Here is a 17,074-nt window from a genome sequence, read left to right as displayed (position 1 = left end):
GAGCGTAGCCAGTGGTGTCCTGGTTGCCAGCCTCGTGGGCCAGAATGCCGACAGGAGGTAGGTGGAAACTGCATGCGTATGCAGATCGACCATCCGCATGGGTTGAGCCGTCACCTGTGGCAGTGTTGTACGGGTGTTAACTATCTAGCCTCTGGCAGGGCCTTGCCTGGCCTAGCCTCGTGCCTCCACGCAATCTGGAGGTAGTCATGCAGGAAAACACCCCTCGGCCATCGGCCGCAGTCGATCCCCTTGCCGTTGCGCAGGCGTACCAGGACCAGATGATCAAGCAGCGCCTGCCCGCCTGGGTCAAGCAGTTGAGCGAGTCCGAATTCACTCTGCTCGGCGACGCCTTGCGCACGCAGTTGGCCTGCGGCCGGGCACTGGCGACCAGGCTTGCCCAGGTCCGCCCCCTCGATGCCTTCGCCAGGCCATTGCTGCAGCAGGTGCTCGACCGGCATGGCAAGCACGATGCCGATTCCCTGTATTTTCGTCGCTGGTATGTCTATGACGCGCACAGCGTCAGCTACCTGGCAGGACGGGTGCCGGTGCCGGACAGCGACTACTACGACCTGCCGTTGCTGGAGGCGGCGCTCTACAACTTCACCGCGCAGGAGCGTCAACAGCAACCTCGCCACAATGCCGTGGTCGACCGCCAAGGCGTTGCCCAGGTGGGCCTGTCGGCGTTGGCCTTCGCCACCGTGTGCCGTGAACTGGACCTTGGGAGGCAGTATCAGCAGCACTTGGATTCGATCCTGCTCGCCGGTACCGGCGAGCACAGCGTAAAGGCCTTGCTGGCGCAGAACCTGCGCAGCGGCATGCTTGCCGACGCCGTGCAAGCCAAGGCCCAGGGCGTGCTGAGCAAGGCTGAGCTGCAACTGGTGATCGGGCTGTGCCGCGACGACCGTCTCGGCAAACTCGACGGAGCACCGGTCCATGCCCGGCAATTGAAGGTGTTCGGTTGTCCGCTGCAACGTATCGTCGTGCTCGAGGTTATTGACGAGGGGTGGCTCTACAACTCCACCAAGCGGGTACTGGTGCATGTGCCGGGAGACCCGCAAGGTGCCTGGAGTGCCGCTGACGATCTTGAGGATTACGCGCGCCGCGTGCTTGGCATGCGCCTGCGCAAGGATGACTACCGGCGCTTCTTCAGCCGCTTCGTGCGCCGTCGCGATGGCCAGCGGGTGTTCGCGGCGCTCAGTGAGCGTCTTGATGGCGTAGCGGACTGGGCGACTCGCGATCTCGATGAGCAGACCTCGGGCTACAGGCTGCCGCTGTTCGACCACCTGGCCGATGCCTGGATAACCCGGATCAAGGACGACGCGGCGATGATCGCCCCGCCCGTGGCGCAGCTGGACCGCCAGGTGCAGGCCGAGCACGACAAGCGCCTGCGGGCCGAAGGCTGGGGACTGTTGACCGTGGCCGGGTTGTTCGTGCCGGTGCTTGGCGCCGCGTTGGCGGCGGTGATGGTCTACGAGCTGCTGCGCGAAGCCTTCCAGGCCATCGACGATTGGCGCGACGACGAGCGCGATGCCGCGCTGGAGCACTGGTTGAACGTTGGCAAGGGCGCTGTGACGCTGGCGGCGACCGCCGCTGCCGTGACCCTGGTCCGTCGTGGCTGGAGCGAGGTCGATCAGTTGGTCACGGCGCGGCTGGACGACGGCAGCGAAAAACTCTGGAACGGTGACCTGAAACCCTACCGCAGCGAGGGCCCGCCAGGTGACGCGGTCATCGACGAGCAGGGCATCCACCAGCAGGGCGAGCGCCGCTGGATCGAGATGCAGGGGCATTGGTACCGGGTCACCCAGGACAGCGAGGATGAGCCTTGGCGACTGCTGCCCTACCGGGGGCATCGCCCGCAGTTGCGTCACAACGATGCGGGAGCATGGCGGCTCGGGCACGAGCAGCCCGCCGAATGGACCGGCTCGTCCATGATGCTGCGCCGGCTGGGCAGGCCCTTCAGTGCACTTGATGCACAACAGCTCGATCAGGTACTTGCCATCCACGACCTCAACGAAGATCACTTGAGGGCGTTGCATGTGTATGGCCAGCGGGTGGATGCGGTGGTGGCCGACACGGCCAGCCGTCTGTTGCTGGCCAGCCGCATCGAGGACCTCGCCCGCCAACTGCGCGCAGGCCTGGCGATAGCCGATACGGCGCTGCTGCAACGTGCCCGTGCCTTGCCAGGAGCGCAGGGCAAGGAGGGGCAGGCCCTGGCCGATGTGGCGTGGGCCCAGCGCCGCGCCTTGCTGCAGCACCTGTATGAGGCGCAGTTCCCCGACACCGAGGCCAGTGCGATCCTGCGCAGGCATTTCACCAGCCTGCACCGACTGGCCGTCGATCAAATCTGGCGCAGCGCCAGTGAAGATGACCGTGCGGCACTGTTGGAGACGCGGCGGGTACCGCTGCTCATGGCCCAGGCCGCCAGGGCTCAGGTCATGGAGATCCGTACGGCGAGGGTATATGAAGCGCTGACATTCGATACGCCGCAGACGCTCGACCTGGCGCGGGTCTCGCTGCATCTGCTCGCACGCCTGCCGGAGGCTTCGGCTGTACCAGGCTGGCGACTGTTCGATGGTGATGCCAGCCAGCCGTTGCTGACCACCGAGGGGCGCGGAACGCCTTTCGACCTGGTGCACCGCAATGGCGTGTTCAGCCACCGTCCGGCCAGCGCCGAATCGCAAGCCGGTGGGGGTGAGCTGTTTGACACACTGGCCCAGGCCTACAACGCCGAGCAGCGTGCCACGCTGAACCTTGGCGAGCCCTTCGCGGGTATCTTGCGGACGCGCTTGGCGCAGAAGGCTGCCGGCCAGCGCGACCTGATCACCGGCTGGCTGGGCCTGGATCGGCCAAACGGCACGTTCCTGGCTCCGCAACGGCTCGAGGACGGCAGGATCGGCTACCCGCTGAGCGGTGGCCGGTTCTGGGCCACGTTGGGCGGGCGCACTCCACGAGCCCTCCAGGCGAGGCTGCGCGACCTCTATCCGGCATTCAGCGAGGAGCAGGTCGTCCGCTGGCTCGAGGGCGAGCATGCAATGGCACGCCTGGAAGCGCTGGAACAACAGTACAGTACGCTGCGCAGCCACCTGGACCAGTGGGTGCGGGATGCCTTCCCCAGCCTGGAACTGTTGGCCCGGCGTGACTTTCGCAAGGGCCTGGTCGACTGCTGGCGCTGGCTTGTCCCGGAACTGGACGGTGACCAGGCGCAGCCCCGTCGCTACATGCTGCTGCAGACCCGCAGCCGCCTGCGGCACCTGCCGAGCATTCCGCCGTCGATCAGCTTCCCGCATATCTCGATCCTCGGGCTGCATGCCATGCGCGTGGAGACGATTCCGGAGGAGTTCCTGCGGGCTTTTCCCAACTTGCGCAGCCTGGAGGTCACCCATTGCCGGCTCAAGCGCCTGCCCCTGCCGGAAACCCTCACCGCGCACCTGGAAGTACTCGACCTGACGGGTAACCAGATTGCCCTGGAGGAAGGGCACGCGTTGGTCCTGGCCAGTTGCCAGTCGCTGGTGTACCTCAATCTTTCGTTCAACCCATTGGGCAGGAGCTTCTCGGTCTTCGGCATGCCCAGGCTCAATGCGCTGCACCTCCAGGCCTGCCAGCTGGACACCTTCCCCTATGGCGTCATGGACAGCCCGGAGCTGCGCACGCTGGACCTGCGGGACAACGCCTTGTTCGAGTTGCCCGAAGGCTTCTACGAGTCTCAGTTGTGGCGCACGGGCAGGGTCAACCTCCACGGCAACCTGTACGCGGCAACGCCTGAGTCGCTGAGCATCTGGCATTGGCTGGAAGAAAGCCGGGTACCGTATCGCCTGCGCTGGCTGGACGTGGTGCCGGCCAGCAGGCGTGACGACATGTCCGCGCTGTGGACGCAACTGGAAACGGAGCAGGGTGCCACGGACTTCTTCACCACCCTGGCGGCGCTGACCTCGTCGGGCAATTTCAAGTCCGCGCCGCTGGCCAGGAACTTCGCCGTGCGCCTGCTGGACATGTTCGAGTACATGACCCGCGACCCTGTGCTCAAGCGAGAGCTGTTCGACAACGCGGCCGTGACCGATTGCCAGGACAACGCGACCATTCGTTTTTCCGACCTGGAGCTGCGTGTGCTGGTGTGGCGCGCCCGCCACAGCGAACTGGCGCGGCACCCTGAGCGCGCGCTGTTGCACCTGGGGGGGCAACTCTGGCGCATGAACGTGCTGGACCAGGTCGCCGCCGAGCATGCCCTGACGGCAGGGGCGAGCAATGAGTCGATCGAGTTCGCGCTGGCCTACCGCATCGCGCTGCGCAGCAAACTCGACCTGCCGCTGCAGCAGGATGACATGCTGTACTTCGGGATTCCCAACCTCAAGCCGCGCGACCTTCGCAGGGCCATCCGCATCGTCAATGCCGAACAGTCGCCCGACAGCCTGGCCCAGTACCTGGCCAGGCAGCCGTTCTGGCAGGACTACCTGAGGGCCAACTACGCCAGGCGCCTGGAGGTGCCGGCGCAGATGCATGATGAGCTGCAGCGGCTCATGGAGCTGGACAACATGGAGCACGAGATCAGGCTCTTGCAGATCAGCAACCAGCAACGGGAGCACGAGGTGCTGTTGCAGTTGACGCGCGAAGCCATGGGCAGGGCGCGGACGATATCACTGAGCGAGCCCTGAACCCTGGCGGCTTTGGGCTATGCTCTAACTGGGCCACGGCGGCTGCGCAGCTGGCGTGGCCCGGTCATGGTAATCGGAGGTTACGGTTGTGCCGAGCATGCCCTGGGCAAGTCGTTTAGGCTCCTGCGTCGGATCTTTCTCCATGATCTGCAGTCTTTGGTTTATCGAGAAATTAAGGAGATGTGCATGCTTGTCCGGTCACTGACCCTCGGTACCTTGCTTGCCCTCGCGGGCCCCCTGTACGCCGCCGACAGTGATGCACCACTGGCCAAGGAACTGGGCAAGGCCAGGCCGCTCGTCATCATTGCCCCGAGTACCGCCGACCCGACCCTGCGTGGCCTGAACCAGGCCCTGGAAGACCCGGCCACCAAGGCGGGTTTCACCGAACGCAACCTGGTGCTGTACAGCGTCGCCAACATGATGGGCAAGCGCGAGGACAAGAACCTCGAGCAGCAGGCCACCATGGCCCTGATCCGCGAGCTCAAGCTGGGGGCCAGCAAGGGCACCAAGGTGATCCTGGTGGGCAAGGACGGTGAGCGGCATATTCTCAAGGACGATGACAGCGGCGAGAAGATCGACCCGCAGGTGATCTTCAAGGCGGTCGATGAATTGCCCGCCAGCGAGAAGGCGGTTACCGCGCCAGAGCCGGTGGCCAGTGTTCCGGAGCCGGCCCCCAAGGAGAGCAAGTCTGGAAAGCCGGCCAAACCGGCCAAGCCCGCGGCGCCGCCCAAGCCGCTGGACGATTGATCCGGCGGATGGCCCTGCGCGGGTAAATCCGATCCCACAGGGATCGTGCTGAATTTGATACTCACCACACATCCGTAGGAGCCGGCTTGCCGGCGAACCTGGCTCCCACGGTGCAAGCTTTTGTACTGCACTGTATCTACCTCGATCCCTGCGTTGTTTTCATACAAAACCCGCTTGTACGCGATACACCCGCGACACATCGCCCAGGCCAAATGGCTCCACTTTTCAACCCCATGTGGAGCTACACCATGAAAGCCAAAACCACCCGTAACACGCTCGGCCTGCTCGGCGCCACCCTGCTCGGCGGCATGGTCCTGGGCAACACCGCCTTTGCGGTCGAACCGCTGTCCCAGGGTTACCAGCTGGCTGCCGCCAAGACGCCCGGCGAGGGCAAATGCGGTGAAGGCAAGTGCGGCGCCAGCGCCAAGGCCAGTACCGAGGGCAAGTGCGGTGAGGGCAAGTGTGGTGCCAGTGCCAAGGCAGGCACCGAAGGTAAGTGCGGTGAAGGCAAGTGTGGCGATGCGTCATTCGCCCGCACCGACACCAACCACGACGGCAAGGTCTCGCGCGAGGAATTTCTCGTGGTGGCCAAGGACCGCGCCGCTGACTTCGACAAGATCGACAGCAACCACGACGGCTTCATTTCCGAACAGGAAGCCGCCGACCACCTGGCGACGATCTACAAGGCCAATGGCAAGGCGATGCCCGATGGGCTGTTCAGCCACCTGACCGGCAATTCCTGACCTGTACCCGACCGTGGAGCCGGTGTGCTCCACGGGTCGGCCTGTTGCCTGCCTGGAGCCTTCCCATCATGATCGATACCCCATTGCATACCGGGCTCGGCTTGCGCCGAGGCCTGCTGCCCGAATTGCTGGAGATGGAAACGGGCGAAGTGGACTTCCTGGAGTGCGCCCCGGAAAACTGGATCGGTGTCGGTGGTGCCTTCGGCCAGAAACTGGAGTGCCTGGCCGAGCGCTTTCCCATCGCCTGCCACGGCCTGTCCTTGTCGCTGGGAGGTACCGTGCCTCTGGACGAAGCGTTTCTCGGGCTCACCCGGCGTTTCCTCGACCGTTTCCAGGTGCGCCTGTACAGCGAGCACCTGAGCTATTGCAGTGACGACGGCCACCTCTACGACCTGTTGCCGATCCCGTTCACCGAGGACGCCGTCCACCATGTGTCTGCACGTATTCGCCAGGCCCAGGATCTGCTGGGGCGGCGCATCGCGGTGGAAAACATCAGCTACTACGCCGCTCCGTACCAGGCCATGAGCGAGCTGGAGTTCATCTGCGCGGTGCTTGAAGAGGCTGACTGCGACCTGCTGCTGGACGTCAACAATGTCTTCGTCAATGCCTGCAACCACCGCTACGAGGCACAGGCCTTCCTCGAAGGCATCCCCCGTGAGCGGGTGGTGGGCATGCATGTGGCCGGTCACTACGACGAAGCGCCCGACCTCAAGGTCGACACCCACGGCGCGCCGGTCAAGGAGGATGTCTGGGGCCTGTTTGCCCAGGCTTGCGAGCGCTTCGGCGCGCAGCCGACGGTGCTTGAACGCGATTTCAACTACCCGCCGCTGGCCGAGCTGCTGGCCGAAGCCGCCCGTATTCGTATCTTGCAACAGCGTCATGGAGGGCCACACCATGGTTGATACCCTGCGCGAGCAACAGTTCACCCTGGCCCGGCACTTGCGCGATCCGGCGGCCAATCCACCGCCGCCCGGCATCGAGGCGCGACGCCTGGCGGTCTATCGCGAGCTGTTCTTTGGCACCGTCGAAGGTTTGCTGGCCGGCAGCTTCCCGGTGTTGCGCGCCACCTTGGGCGTGGCGCGCTGGCAGGCGCGGGTGCAGGACTTCTATGCCCATTACCGCAGCCAGACGCCGCTGTTCAGCGAAGTCGCCACGGCGTTCATCGACTACCTGCAAGGCATCGAACTCGATGCGCCTTGGCAGCTCGAACTGGCGCATTACGAATGGATCGAGGCGCAGCTGTATCTGAGCGATGCTGAAGACCCGCCCCACGATCCCGCGGGGGGCCTGCTCGAAGGCGAGCCACTGTTGTCTTGCGTGGCGCGGGTGTTGGCCTACCGCTGGCCGGTGGAGCGCATCGGGCCGGACTACCAGCCGGCCGAGCCGCCTGAAGCGCCGACTTTGTTGCTGGTCTATCGCGACGCGGAGCTGCACGTGCGCTTCGCCCGGGTGGCGCCGATGGCCTGGCAACTGTTGATGGGGCTGCCGGGCTCCGGGCGTGAGCGCCTGCGGGCGTTGGGTAACGAAGAGGTGCAGCGCCAAGGCCTGATGCTGCTGGAGACGTTGCGCGACCAGGGCATCATTGTTGGTACCCGTTGAGCGCGCACGGCGTAGATGGAAGCAACTGACTCGCACAATGCTCGGGATTGACGCGAATCCCTGTAGGAGCGGCCTTGTGCCGCGAAAGGGCCGCATAGCGGCCCCGGCATTTTTGCATCACCGTCAGATCCTGGGGCTGCTGCGCAGCCCTTTCGCGGCACAAGGCCGCTCCTACAGGGATCGAGCACTTGGGGCTCATCTACGCCGCGGCTTGTTTGGCCGATGCGGCTGCTTCTGCCTTCTTCGCCGGCTTCAACCGCGACACCCCGAACAGCACCAGCGCCAACCCGGCCACTTGATACAGCGAAATCTCCTCGTTGAGGATCGCCCACGACGCCAGCACCGTCAGCACCGGCCCCAGGTTGCCCACCGCCGCCGTGTGGGTCGGCCCCAGGCGCTGGATGGCCAGGGCCACCCAATAGATTGGCAGCACCGTGGAGAACAGCGCCATCAAGGCCGCGTACAGCCACACCGCACTTGGCAGTTGCAGCAGCGGCGCGACGTCCGCGACCAACAGGTAATGGGCCAGGACCATCAGCGACGACGCCGTGCCGCACAACCCGGCGAGGCGCATCGAGCCCATGCGCTTGAGCATCGCCCCGGTACCCGAGTAATACAGCGCGTAGGTCACCGCACTGGCAAACACCCACAGCGAACCGAGGATCACCTGGCTACCGACACCGGAGCTGCCGATGTCGTGGACGAAGGCGATGCCCAGCCCCAGGTAGCACAGGCCCATGGCCGCCAGTGTGCGCAAGGTGGGGCGCTCGCGTTGAGCGATGGCCTGGATCAACAGCACCAGGGTCGGGTAGGTGAACAGGATCAGTCGCTCCAGGCCGGCGCTGATGTATTGCAACCCATAGAAGTCGAACAGGCTTGCCAGGTAATAGCCGAACAGCCCGAGCAAGGCCACGCGCAGGCCGTCGCCCAGGGTCAGCGGCGCGCCATCGTGGCGGCGGCTGGACCACACCAGCCAGGCGAACAGCGGCAACGACAGGGCCATGCGCAGGGCCAGCAGGCTGATGGCGTCCACCGGCCCTGCGGCATAGGCGAGCTTGACGAAGATGGCCTTGAAGCTGAAACCCAGTGCCGCGAGCACGGCATACAGGCTGCCGTTGGCGAGGGCGCGTTGGAGCGGGGCGGGCAGGCGGGTCATGGCGAATCCGTAAGCGGTGGGGTCGTGGCTTATTCTGAATAGAAGGTTGTCACGCTAGAATCGGTTTTTCTCGAAGATGGTGTTCTGATTTGGAGAAGCCCTCATGCACTTCGACCTGACCGACTTGCGTCTGATCGCCGCCATCGCCAGCAGCGGCAGCCTGAGCAAGGCCGCAGGGACCTTCCCGGTGGCGGTGTCGGCGGCCAGTACCCGCTTGCGCCTGTTCGAGGAGCGCAGCGGCCTGACGCTGTTCATCCGCAAGGCCGATGGCATGCAGCTCACACCGGCGGGCCGACTGGTGCTGGAAGCGGCGCGCAGTGTGCTGGGGGAGGCGCAGAAGCTGCAGGACACGATGCGGGAACTGGCAGGCCTTCGGCGCATCACCCTGCATGTGGCAGCCTCGACCGTGACCAACAGCACCTTGCTGCCGGCGGTGCTTGGGCCGTTCCTGGCGGATTATCCGGAGGTCGACCTGCAACTGGTCGAGCACAAGAGCGTCGATGTGCTGCGGGTAGTGCTGGGCGGGGAGTGCGAGATCGGTGTGTACGACGGCAACCTGGTCAACGATGGCGTGGTCTCGCTGCCGTTTCGCACCGAGCGCCTGGTGCTGCTGGTGCCGATCGATCACCCCTTGGCCGGGCGGGGCCAGCTGCGCCTCGGTGATGCCCTGGGCTACCCCTTCGTCTGCCTGCCGCCCGAGCGGGCCATGCAGCGCTTCGTCGAAGAACTGGCGATGAACCTGGCGATGCCGCTGAAGGTGCGGGTGCGCGCGCCGAGCTTCGAGGCCATTGCCCAGCTGGTGGCCCAGCACGCGGGCATCGCCATGCTGCCGGAAACCGCGGCGCTGCGCGCCCAGCAGGAGCTGGCGGTGTGCCCAGTGGCACTCGAAGAGCGTTGGGCGACCCTGGAGCTGCGCATCTGCTTCCGTGGCTGGGAGGCGTTGAGCTCGCACGGACGGCAGCTGGTGAGTTTTCTGTCCGGGCAGTGAGCGAGGGCTGGTGGCAATGTGCAGCTAGTGTCCTGTCTCGGAAATAAGCTGTTCACTTTTGGCGGCGTCTTGGGCGCCTGGCCGGCGTTGCCACTCCTCGCCATAGCCCTGCTATGACTCGTCGCGGCGCCTTGGCCGAACACCCAAGCCACTCGCCAAAAGAGAACGTATTTCCGAGACAGGACACTAGTACACCAGCCCTAGGGTCAAGCCGGGGCAACCGGTTGATAATCGACACGCTTTCCCAACAAGGAGCGTTCACGATGATCGAGGTTGAAGAAGCGCTGCAGGAACTGGATGAAGCGCAGGTCGAAGCGGTTGCCGGAGGTGGGCAGCGCCCGGGCGACCCGCCACCGCAGTTCCCCGAATGGCCCGAAGAACTGTTCGGTTCGCGTGCCGGTTACTGACTCAGCAAAGGAGCGATACCCATGTCGATTGAAGATTCGCGCACGCTGCGTGTGCTTGGGCACGAGGAACTGGAGCGGGTTGCCGGCGGCACCGATGCGACCATCATGCCGGTGATGCCGCCGGTGTATCCGAAGCCGGACGTTCCGCCGCCGCACCTGCCACGGTATCCCGAGGTGCCGCCGCCCAATGACATCGTGGGGCCGATAATCCGGTTCTGAGGTGTTCCTGTAGGAGCGGCTTCAGCCGCGATGCCGGCAACGCGGTGCCTGGCCACCCGCTTTGCGGGTGATCGCGGCTGAAGCCGCTCCTACAGAGGTCGTATCAGGTCAATGGGTGACGTTTTTTACCACAAGGCAACCGAACCCGCCGCAATCACCCGGCTGAATACTTCAACAGCCTTGTCCACGTCCTGCTCGCTGGTGTAGCGCCCGATGCTCAGCCGCACGCTGTTGCGCGCCTGTGCTTCGCCGAGCCCCAGTGCCAGCAGCACATGGGAGGCGCTGTTGGCGGCCGAGTTGCACGCCGACGTGGTCGACAGCGCCAGCTCGCCCGCCAGTGCGTTGCTGTTGAAGCCCTTGGCCTCGATGCACAGGTTCAGGGTGTGGGCGATGCGCTGCGTCGGGCAACCATTAAGGCGCACGCCTGGCAAGCCCAGCAGGCCATCGCGCAACCTGTCGCTCAAGCGCTGGATACGCGTGTGCTCGCTATCACCCGGCTGGCCGGCCAGGGCAAAGGCGCTGCCCATGCCGACGATCTGGTGGGTGGCCAGGGTGCCGGAGCGCAGCCCGCGCTCATGACCGCCACCGTGCATCTGTGCGCGCAGCACCGGGTGGGCGCGGGGGCCGACGAACAGGGCGCCGATGCCCTTGGGGCCATAGGCCTTGTGCGCCGAGAACGACATCAGGTCCACCGGCTGCCGGGCCAGGTCGATCAGTACTTTGCCGACCGCCTGGGCGGCATCCACATGCAGCAGCGCGCCGTGTTCGCGCAGCAACGCGCCGATGCTGGCGAAATCCGTGACTGTGCCCAGTTCGTTGTTCACCGCCATCAGCGACACCAGGCGGGTGTCCGGGCGTAGCGCCGCCTGCACGGCCGCAGGCTGGATCAGGCCCTGGGCGTCCGGCGCCAGGCGGGTCACCGCCCAGCCCAGGCGTTCCAGTTCGGCGGCGGTGTCGAGCACCGCCTTGTGTTCGAGCTGGCTGGTGATCAAGTGGCCGGGTTTTTCCAAGCCCTGGGCGATGCCCTTGAGGGCGAGGTTGTTGGACTCGGTGGCGCCGGAGGTCCAGACCAGCTCGTCAGGCTGCGCGCCGACCTGTTCAGCCACCTGGCGGCGCGCCTGTTCCACGGCCTCGCGGGCGGCCTTGCCATGGGCATGGCCGCTGGAGGCCGGGTTGCCGAAATTCGCCTCGCGGCCAAGGCAGGCCATCATGGCTTCGATGACCCGGTCATCTACTGGGGTGGTAGCGGCGTAATCGAAATACAGCGGGGCGGTGGGCATGATCGGGCGTGTCCGTGCAGGGGCGCCGACAATCGGCGGCCATGGGGGAAATCCTACGCGTAGCCTTGGAGGAAGGTTTTTCCTTTTTGACCATTGCCTGCGCAATTGGAGATCAATCCTTCTGATCCTGCCATTTTTGTAGGATTTTTTTCCTTGCGCTTCACCGGGCATCAAAACCATTCCCAGGGCGCCTGCTTGAAGACCATCACCAGTACCATCAGGAACATCCCGGTAAAACCGGCACCCTCCATCCACATCCACCAACGGTACAGCCGCTGGTGGGGGCCGCCGCCACGGCAACCAGTGCCTGCATTGAAGCGGCAATGCGCCCGGCGATGACCAGTGGTACGTCCGGCATCTGGTTCAAGTGCTGGCTGATGATTCGACCGAAGTTGCCAGAGGCGCCGATCATCAGAATCCTGAGAGCCATGTTCCGTTCCTTGTGCCGTGAATCCGAGAAGCCCGTTTCAGGGCGGCGCAAGGGTTACCGAAAGGCCATGGCAATGCACGCGGGGCAAGGTGCGGGAGCCCATGCAGCCGGCCCCCGTGATGGGGAAGGGGTCATTTCTGGCAGAGGTAGTCCTGGGTGACCGTGGTTTGCAGGCAGTTGAACTGGCCCATGGTGCGGCAGATGCTCTTTTCGCTGCCAGTGATTTCCGCGTTGCGGTAACCCCAGGTCTTGCAGCGCGCGGTGGCGACCTGCAGCCCCTGGGCCGCGTCGCTCTGGCCGTTTTCGAACTGGCCCTGTTCGTAGGAGACCTGCACCAGGCCGTCGTTCTTGCTGCCGCCGGTGGCTTCCCATTGCTTGGGGGTGGCGCAGCCGGTGAGGACCAGTGCGGCGAGGGTGAGGGTGGCGAGGGTTGTCTTCATGTCGGCAGGATCCTTTGCAGGGCTCGGGCAGAAGGCGCCGAGCCACGTGTCACGTAAGGGAGAACGCCGTCGACGGTAGCATGGGCCCAGACGCTGGCCGATAGCACGGGTGTGCTAGTGTCCTGTCTCGGAAATAAGCTGTTCACTTTTGGCGGCGTCTTGGGCGCCCGGCCGGCGTTGCCACTCCTCGCCATAGCCCTGCTATGACTCGTCGCGGCGCCTTGGCCGAGCACCCAAGCCACTCGCCAAAAGAGAACGTATTTCCGAGACAGGACACTAGCGGCTGTTCGCCACCATGCGACCCTCAGGCATTTTCCAGCGCCTGCTCGTCCTGCACCGCCACCCGTTCGCACAACTCGATGATCTGCTCGCGCATCCAGCGGTTGGCCGGATCCTGGTCAGTGCTTTCGTGCCAGTAGAGGTGGGTTTCCAGGGGCGGTACCTCCACCGGCAGCGGCTGGTGGCGCAACTGGTGGCGGCGGGCGAAGCGCTCGGGCACGGTCATCACCATGTCGGTTTGCTGCAACACCTGCGAAGCCATCAGGTAGTGCTGCGAACGCAGGGCGACGCGGCGCTGCACGCCCATCTTGCCCAGGGCCAGGTCGACATAGCCCAGGCCGTTGCGACGGCTGGAAATATGGATGTGGGTCATGCCCAGGTAGGCGTCGAGGGTCAGCTTGTGCTCGGCCAACGGATGGCCCGGGCGCATGGCGCAAACGTAGCGGTCCTGCATGAGCTTGACGTGGCGCACCTGCGGGTCGGTGTTCAGCGGCGCGTCCACGGCGAAGTCCAGGCGCCCGGCGGCCAGCTCCTTGGTGGTCTCGCGGCGCTTGCATAAAAAGCTCTCGATCACCAGCGCGGGCGCCAGCCGGCGCAGGCGCTGGAACAACGGCGGCAGGATCACCGCCTCGGTGAGGTCGGTCATGCTGATGCGGAAGGTCTTGCTGGCCTGCAGCGGGGTGAAGATACGGCTTTCCTGCACCGAGGTGCGCAGCAGCGTCAGCGCGCTGCGCACCGGGCCGATGATGTTCTGCGCCATGGGCGTGGGCACCATGCCCTGGGCGGTGCGTACGAACAGCGGGTCGTTGAAGGTCTCGCGCAGGCGCGACAGGGCGTTGGACACCGCCGGCTGGGTGATGCCGACGATCTGCCCGGCGCGGGTCAGGTTGGCTTCGGTGTAGATGGCGTCGAAGACGATGAACAGGTTGAGGTCGACCTTGCTGAGGTTCATGGGCGCCGCTCTTTGTTGGAGTTATCGGTCGATCATATATCGGTTATGAATGTTTATACACGTAGAAAATAGACTAGGTGGATGACAGCCGGCTGTTCTAGGCTCAGGCCCATGTTCTTCATTGACGGAAGGTAGCCCCGATGGATTTCGCCTATTCGCCCAAGGTCCAGGCACTGCGCGAACGCGTCAGCGCTTTCATGGATGCATACGTCTACCCGGCCGAGCCGGTGTTCGAGCGCCAGGTCGCCGAGGGCGACCGCTGGCAGCCCACCGCGATCATGGAGGCGCTCAAGGCCAAGGCCCGTGCCGAGGGCCTGTGGAACCTGTTCCTGCCCGAGTCGGAATACGGCGCGGGGCTGACCAACCTGGAGTACGCGCCGCTGGCCGAGATCATGGGCCGCTCGCTGCTGGGCCCGGAGCCGTTCAACTGCTCGGCGCCGGACACCGGCAACATGGAGGTGCTGGTGCGCTACGGCAGCGAGGCGCAGAAGCGCCAGTGGCTCGAGCCGCTGCTGCGCGGCGAGATCCGCTCGGCGTTCGCCATGACCGAGCCGGACGTGGCCTCGTCGGACGCCACCAACATGGCCGCCACCGCCGTGCGCGACGGTGATGAATGGGTGATCAACGGCCGCAAGTGGTGGACTTCGGGCGCCTGCGACCCGCGCTGCAAGGTGATGATCTTCATGGGCCTGTCCAACCCCGATGGCCAGCGTCACCAGCAGCACTCGATGATCCTGGTGCCCACCGACGCGCCGGGGGTGAAGATCGTTCGCCCGCTGCCGGTGTTCGGTTACGACGATGCGCCCCACGGCCATGCCGAGGTGCTGTTCGAGAACGTGCGTGTGCCTTACGAGAACGTGATCCTTGGCGAGGGCCGTGGCTTCGAGATCGCCCAGGGCCGCCTGGGCCCGGGCCGCATCCACCACTGCATGCGCTCGATCGGCATGGCCGAGCGCGCTCTGGAACTAATGTGCAAGCGCTCGGTGGAGCGCACTGCCTTCGGCCGACCGCTGGCGCGCCTGGGCGGCAACGTCGACAAGATCGCCGACTCGCGCATGGAGATCGACATGGCGCGGCTGTTGACGCTCAAGGCCGCGTACATGATGGACACCGTCGGCAACAAGGTGGCGCGCAGCGAGATCGCGCAGATCAAGGTGGTGGCGCCGAATGTCGCGCTGAAGGTGATCGACCGGGCCATCCAGATCCATGGCGGGGCAGGGGTGAGCGGTGATTTCCCGTTGGCCTACATGTATGCGATGCAGCGCACCCTGCGCCTGGCCGATGGGCCGGATGAGGTGCACCGGGCGGCGATCGGCAAGTACGAGATTGGCAAGTATGTGCCGAAGGAGATGCTGCGTAGCAGTCATTGACCTGGCAGAAAACCCGCTTTGGCGGGTTTTTTGTTGCTCGTCGAATCGCCGGCAAGCAGGTTCCTATAGGCCCGTATCTGACCTGTAGGAGCCGGCTTGCCGGCGAAGGACCGATCAGGCTGCGGCCGCCATTTTTGCGCTCATTTGCCGACGACGATACGCGCTGTCCCGGCTGGCCAGCCACCCATACAACGGCGAGGTGATCACCAGCCCCACCAGCCACGACAGGTCGGCGCCATTGATGTGCGCGGACACCGGCCCGACATACAGCGGCGTGTTCATGAACGGGATCTGCACCGCGATGCCCACCGCATAGGCGATCAGCGCCTGCGGGTTGTAGCGCCCGTAGATGCCGCCATCGACCTTGAAGATCGACTGGATGTCGTAGTCGCCCTTGTGAATCACATAGAAGTCGATCAGGTTGATCGCCGTCCACGGCACCAGCACCACCAGCAGCACCAGCACCATGTCGACGAAGTGGCCGATGAAGTCCGCCGAGGCGAACACCGCCACCACGCAGCAGGCGGCCAGGACGATCAGCGACAACACCGCGCGGCTCTTGGCGGTGGGGATCCAGCGGTAGGCGAAGGTCTGCACCAGGGTGATGATCGACAGCACCGCGCCGTACAGGTTGAGGGCGTTGTGGCTGATCACGCTGAGCAGGAACAGCACCAGCATGATCGGGCCGAGGCTGCCGGTGGCCAGCTTGACCGCGTCCATGGTGTCCATGCCGGCCGGGATCGCCAGCACCGCGACGGCACCGAAGATGAACGACAGGCTCGAACCCAGGGCCGAGCCCAGGTAGGTGGTCCAGAAGGTCGAGGAGACTTTCACGTCGGCCGGCAGGTAGCGCGAGTAGTCCGACACGTAAGGCGCGAAAGCAATCTGCCACAGTGCTGCCAGCGACACGGTGGCCAGCCAGCCGGCCAGGTTGAAGCCGCCGCGGGTGAGGAAGTCGTCGCTCTGCACGTGGCTGAAGATGTAGCCGAAGCCGATCACGATACCGATGCCCAGCACCCAGGTGCCGATGCGGTTGAGCACGTGGATGAAGCGGTAGCCGATGATGCCGATGATCCCCGAGCCCAGGGCGCCGACGACAATGCCCACTGACACCGGCACGGAGTCGACCACCCCGTGCAGCGATTTGCCGGCCAGGACGATGTTGGAGGCGAAGAAGCCGATGTACATCACCCCGGCGATCACCACCACCAGCAGCGCGCCGAGCGAGCCGAACTGGGCGCGGCTCTGGATCATCTGCGGGATGCCCATCTGCGGGCCCTGGGCCGAGTGCAGGGCCATGAGCACGCCGCCGACCAGGTGGCCGACGAGGATCGCGACGATGCCCCAGACCAGGTTCAGGTGGAACAGCTGCACGCCCAGCGCGCCGGTGACGATGGGCAACGGCGCGATGTTGCCGCCGAACCACAGTGTGAACAGATCCCTTACCTTTCCATGGCGGTCTTGCGGCGGCACGTAGCCGATCGTGTGTTTCTCGATGAGGGGTGCCGAATTGGCTGCACTGGTCATGACTGACTCCAAGGCAAGGAGGGGCAACCGCGGGTGCCCGGGGGCGTGCCGGCAAAGGGCGACGCGTTCTTGTTGGAGCGATGATGGGGGGCGGGCGGGGAAGGGGAAATTAGTAAATTTGTGCTCATGGGCCTTAAAAAACCTAAGGCTGGCGAGAGGTCAAACGATGGACGGCAGCAAGGAAGGTGCCAGGTGGCGGGAGGCTTTGAAACCGCCGGGTTGCGGAGGTGCCCAGTGGTTTCGGGGGCGCAGCGGTGGTGCACAGTGAACGTTTCTGGGGCACTGGGA

15 protein-coding genes are annotated in these 17,074 nt (G+C 65.0%); 9 read left to right on the top strand and 6 right to left on the bottom strand.

The features are described from left to right. Positions 1-206 precede the first annotated feature (206 nt). The 5 genes from NGM28_RS06590 (at position 207) to NGM28_RS06570 (ending at position 7,738) form a co-directional block, all read left to right on the top strand. Positions 207-4,649, top strand: coding sequence for an NEL-type E3 ubiquitin ligase domain-containing protein (locus NGM28_RS06590; protein WP_252089273.1), 4,443 nt, complete (start codon positions 207-209; stop codon positions 4,647-4,649). 186 nt (positions 4,650-4,835) lie between these two features. Next, positions 4,836-5,396 carry a DUF4174 domain-containing protein gene (locus tag NGM28_RS06585; protein ID WP_252089270.1) on the top strand — a complete coding sequence of 187 codons (561 nt, stop codon included), beginning with the start codon at positions 4,836-4,838 and terminating at the stop codon, positions 5,394-5,396. A 248-nt stretch (positions 5,397-5,644) separates the two neighbouring features. Next, the gene (locus NGM28_RS06580) at positions 5,645-6,139 is read left to right on the top strand and encodes an HvfA family oxazolone/thioamide-modified RiPP metallophore (RefSeq protein WP_252089269.1); all 495 of its coding nucleotides are present in this window, start codon (positions 5,645-5,647) and stop codon (positions 6,137-6,139) included. Between the two features lie 68 nt (positions 6,140-6,207). Beyond that, on the top strand, positions 6,208-7,041 hold the full coding sequence (locus tag NGM28_RS06575) for an HvfB family MNIO-type RiPP peptide maturase (RefSeq protein ID WP_252089267.1): 834 nt from the start codon (positions 6,208-6,210) through the stop codon (positions 7,039-7,041). Further along, a complete protein-coding gene (locus NGM28_RS06570) occupies positions 7,034-7,738 on the top strand; it encodes an HvfC family RiPP maturation protein (protein ID WP_252089265.1) in 705 nt (234 codons plus the stop codon). Before NGM28_RS06575 ends, NGM28_RS06570 begins: the two co-directional genes overlap by 8 nt. A 199-nt stretch (positions 7,739-7,937) precedes the next feature. Here the strand turns inward: NGM28_RS06570 and NGM28_RS06565 are convergent, their stop codons facing one another. Then, the gene (locus NGM28_RS06565; protein ID WP_252089263.1) at positions 7,938-8,894 is read right to left on the bottom strand and encodes a DMT family transporter; all 957 of its coding nucleotides are present in this window, start codon (positions 8,892-8,894) and stop codon (positions 7,938-7,940) included. A 103-nt stretch (positions 8,895-8,997) separates the two neighbouring features. On the opposite strand from NGM28_RS06565, the gene NGM28_RS06560 reads away from it, so the two are divergent. The 3 genes from NGM28_RS06560 to NGM28_RS06550 all read left to right on the top strand — a co-directional run bounded on the left by NGM28_RS06560 (position 8,998) and on the right by NGM28_RS06550 (position 10,508). Next, positions 8,998-9,882: a LysR substrate-binding domain-containing protein gene (locus NGM28_RS06560; protein WP_252089261.1), complete on the top strand. Its 885-nt coding sequence runs from the start codon at positions 8,998-9,000 to the stop codon at positions 9,880-9,882. A gap of 263 nt (positions 9,883-10,145) precedes the next feature. Then, positions 10,146-10,289 carry a hypothetical protein gene (locus tag NGM28_RS06555; protein ID WP_252089260.1) on the top strand — a complete coding sequence of 48 codons (144 nt, stop codon included), beginning with the start codon at positions 10,146-10,148 and terminating at the stop codon, positions 10,287-10,289. A 21-nt stretch (positions 10,290-10,310) separates the two neighbouring features. Then, positions 10,311-10,508, top strand: coding sequence for a hypothetical protein (locus NGM28_RS06550; RefSeq protein WP_240064432.1), 198 nt, complete (start codon positions 10,311-10,313; stop codon positions 10,506-10,508). A 125-nt stretch (positions 10,509-10,633) separates the two neighbouring features. Here NGM28_RS06550 and NGM28_RS06545 read toward each other — a convergent pair whose 3' ends face one another. From NGM28_RS06545 to NGM28_RS06530, 4 genes are all read right to left on the bottom strand, one after another. Further along, positions 10,634-11,788 (bottom strand): cysteine desulfurase family protein, encoded by a 1,155-nt coding sequence (locus tag NGM28_RS06545; RefSeq protein WP_240064433.1) that lies wholly within the window; start codon positions 11,786-11,788, stop codon positions 10,634-10,636. Between the two features lie 217 nt (positions 11,789-12,005). Beyond that, the gene (locus NGM28_RS06540) at positions 12,006-12,218 is read right to left on the bottom strand and encodes a hypothetical protein (RefSeq protein WP_240064434.1); all 213 of its coding nucleotides are present in this window, start codon (positions 12,216-12,218) and stop codon (positions 12,006-12,008) included. Between the two features lie 131 nt (positions 12,219-12,349). After that, positions 12,350-12,658 carry a YecR family lipoprotein gene (gene yecR, locus NGM28_RS06535; protein WP_252089258.1) on the bottom strand — a complete coding sequence of 103 codons (309 nt, stop codon included), beginning with the start codon at positions 12,656-12,658 and terminating at the stop codon, positions 12,350-12,352. A gap of 304 nt (positions 12,659-12,962) precedes the next feature. Further along, positions 12,963-13,889: a LysR family transcriptional regulator gene (locus tag NGM28_RS06530; protein WP_213657366.1), complete on the bottom strand. Its 927-nt coding sequence runs from the start codon at positions 13,887-13,889 to the stop codon at positions 12,963-12,965. A gap of 140 nt (positions 13,890-14,029) precedes the next feature. Between NGM28_RS06530 and NGM28_RS06525 the strand changes: the two genes are divergently transcribed. After that, on the top strand, positions 14,030-15,259 hold the full coding sequence (locus NGM28_RS06525; protein WP_252089256.1) for an acyl-CoA dehydrogenase: 1,230 nt from the start codon (positions 14,030-14,032) through the stop codon (positions 15,257-15,259). Positions 15,260-15,373: 114 nt separating this feature from the next. Here the strand turns inward: NGM28_RS06525 and NGM28_RS06520 are convergent, their stop codons facing one another. After that, a complete protein-coding gene (locus tag NGM28_RS06520) occupies positions 15,374-16,786 on the bottom strand; it encodes a purine-cytosine permease family protein (RefSeq protein WP_252089254.1) in 1,413 nt (470 codons plus the stop codon). Between the last annotated feature and the right edge of the window lie 288 nt (positions 16,787-17,074).

This window comes from Pseudomonas sp. MWU13-3659 (assembly GCF_023757525.1).
In the GTDB taxonomy this organism is placed as follows: Bacteria; Pseudomonadota; Gammaproteobacteria; order Pseudomonadales; family Pseudomonadaceae; genus Aquipseudomonas; species Aquipseudomonas entomophila_E.
The sequence above is the reverse complement of the archived record's forward strand: the minus strand, read 5'-3'. Positions and strand labels throughout refer to the sequence as shown.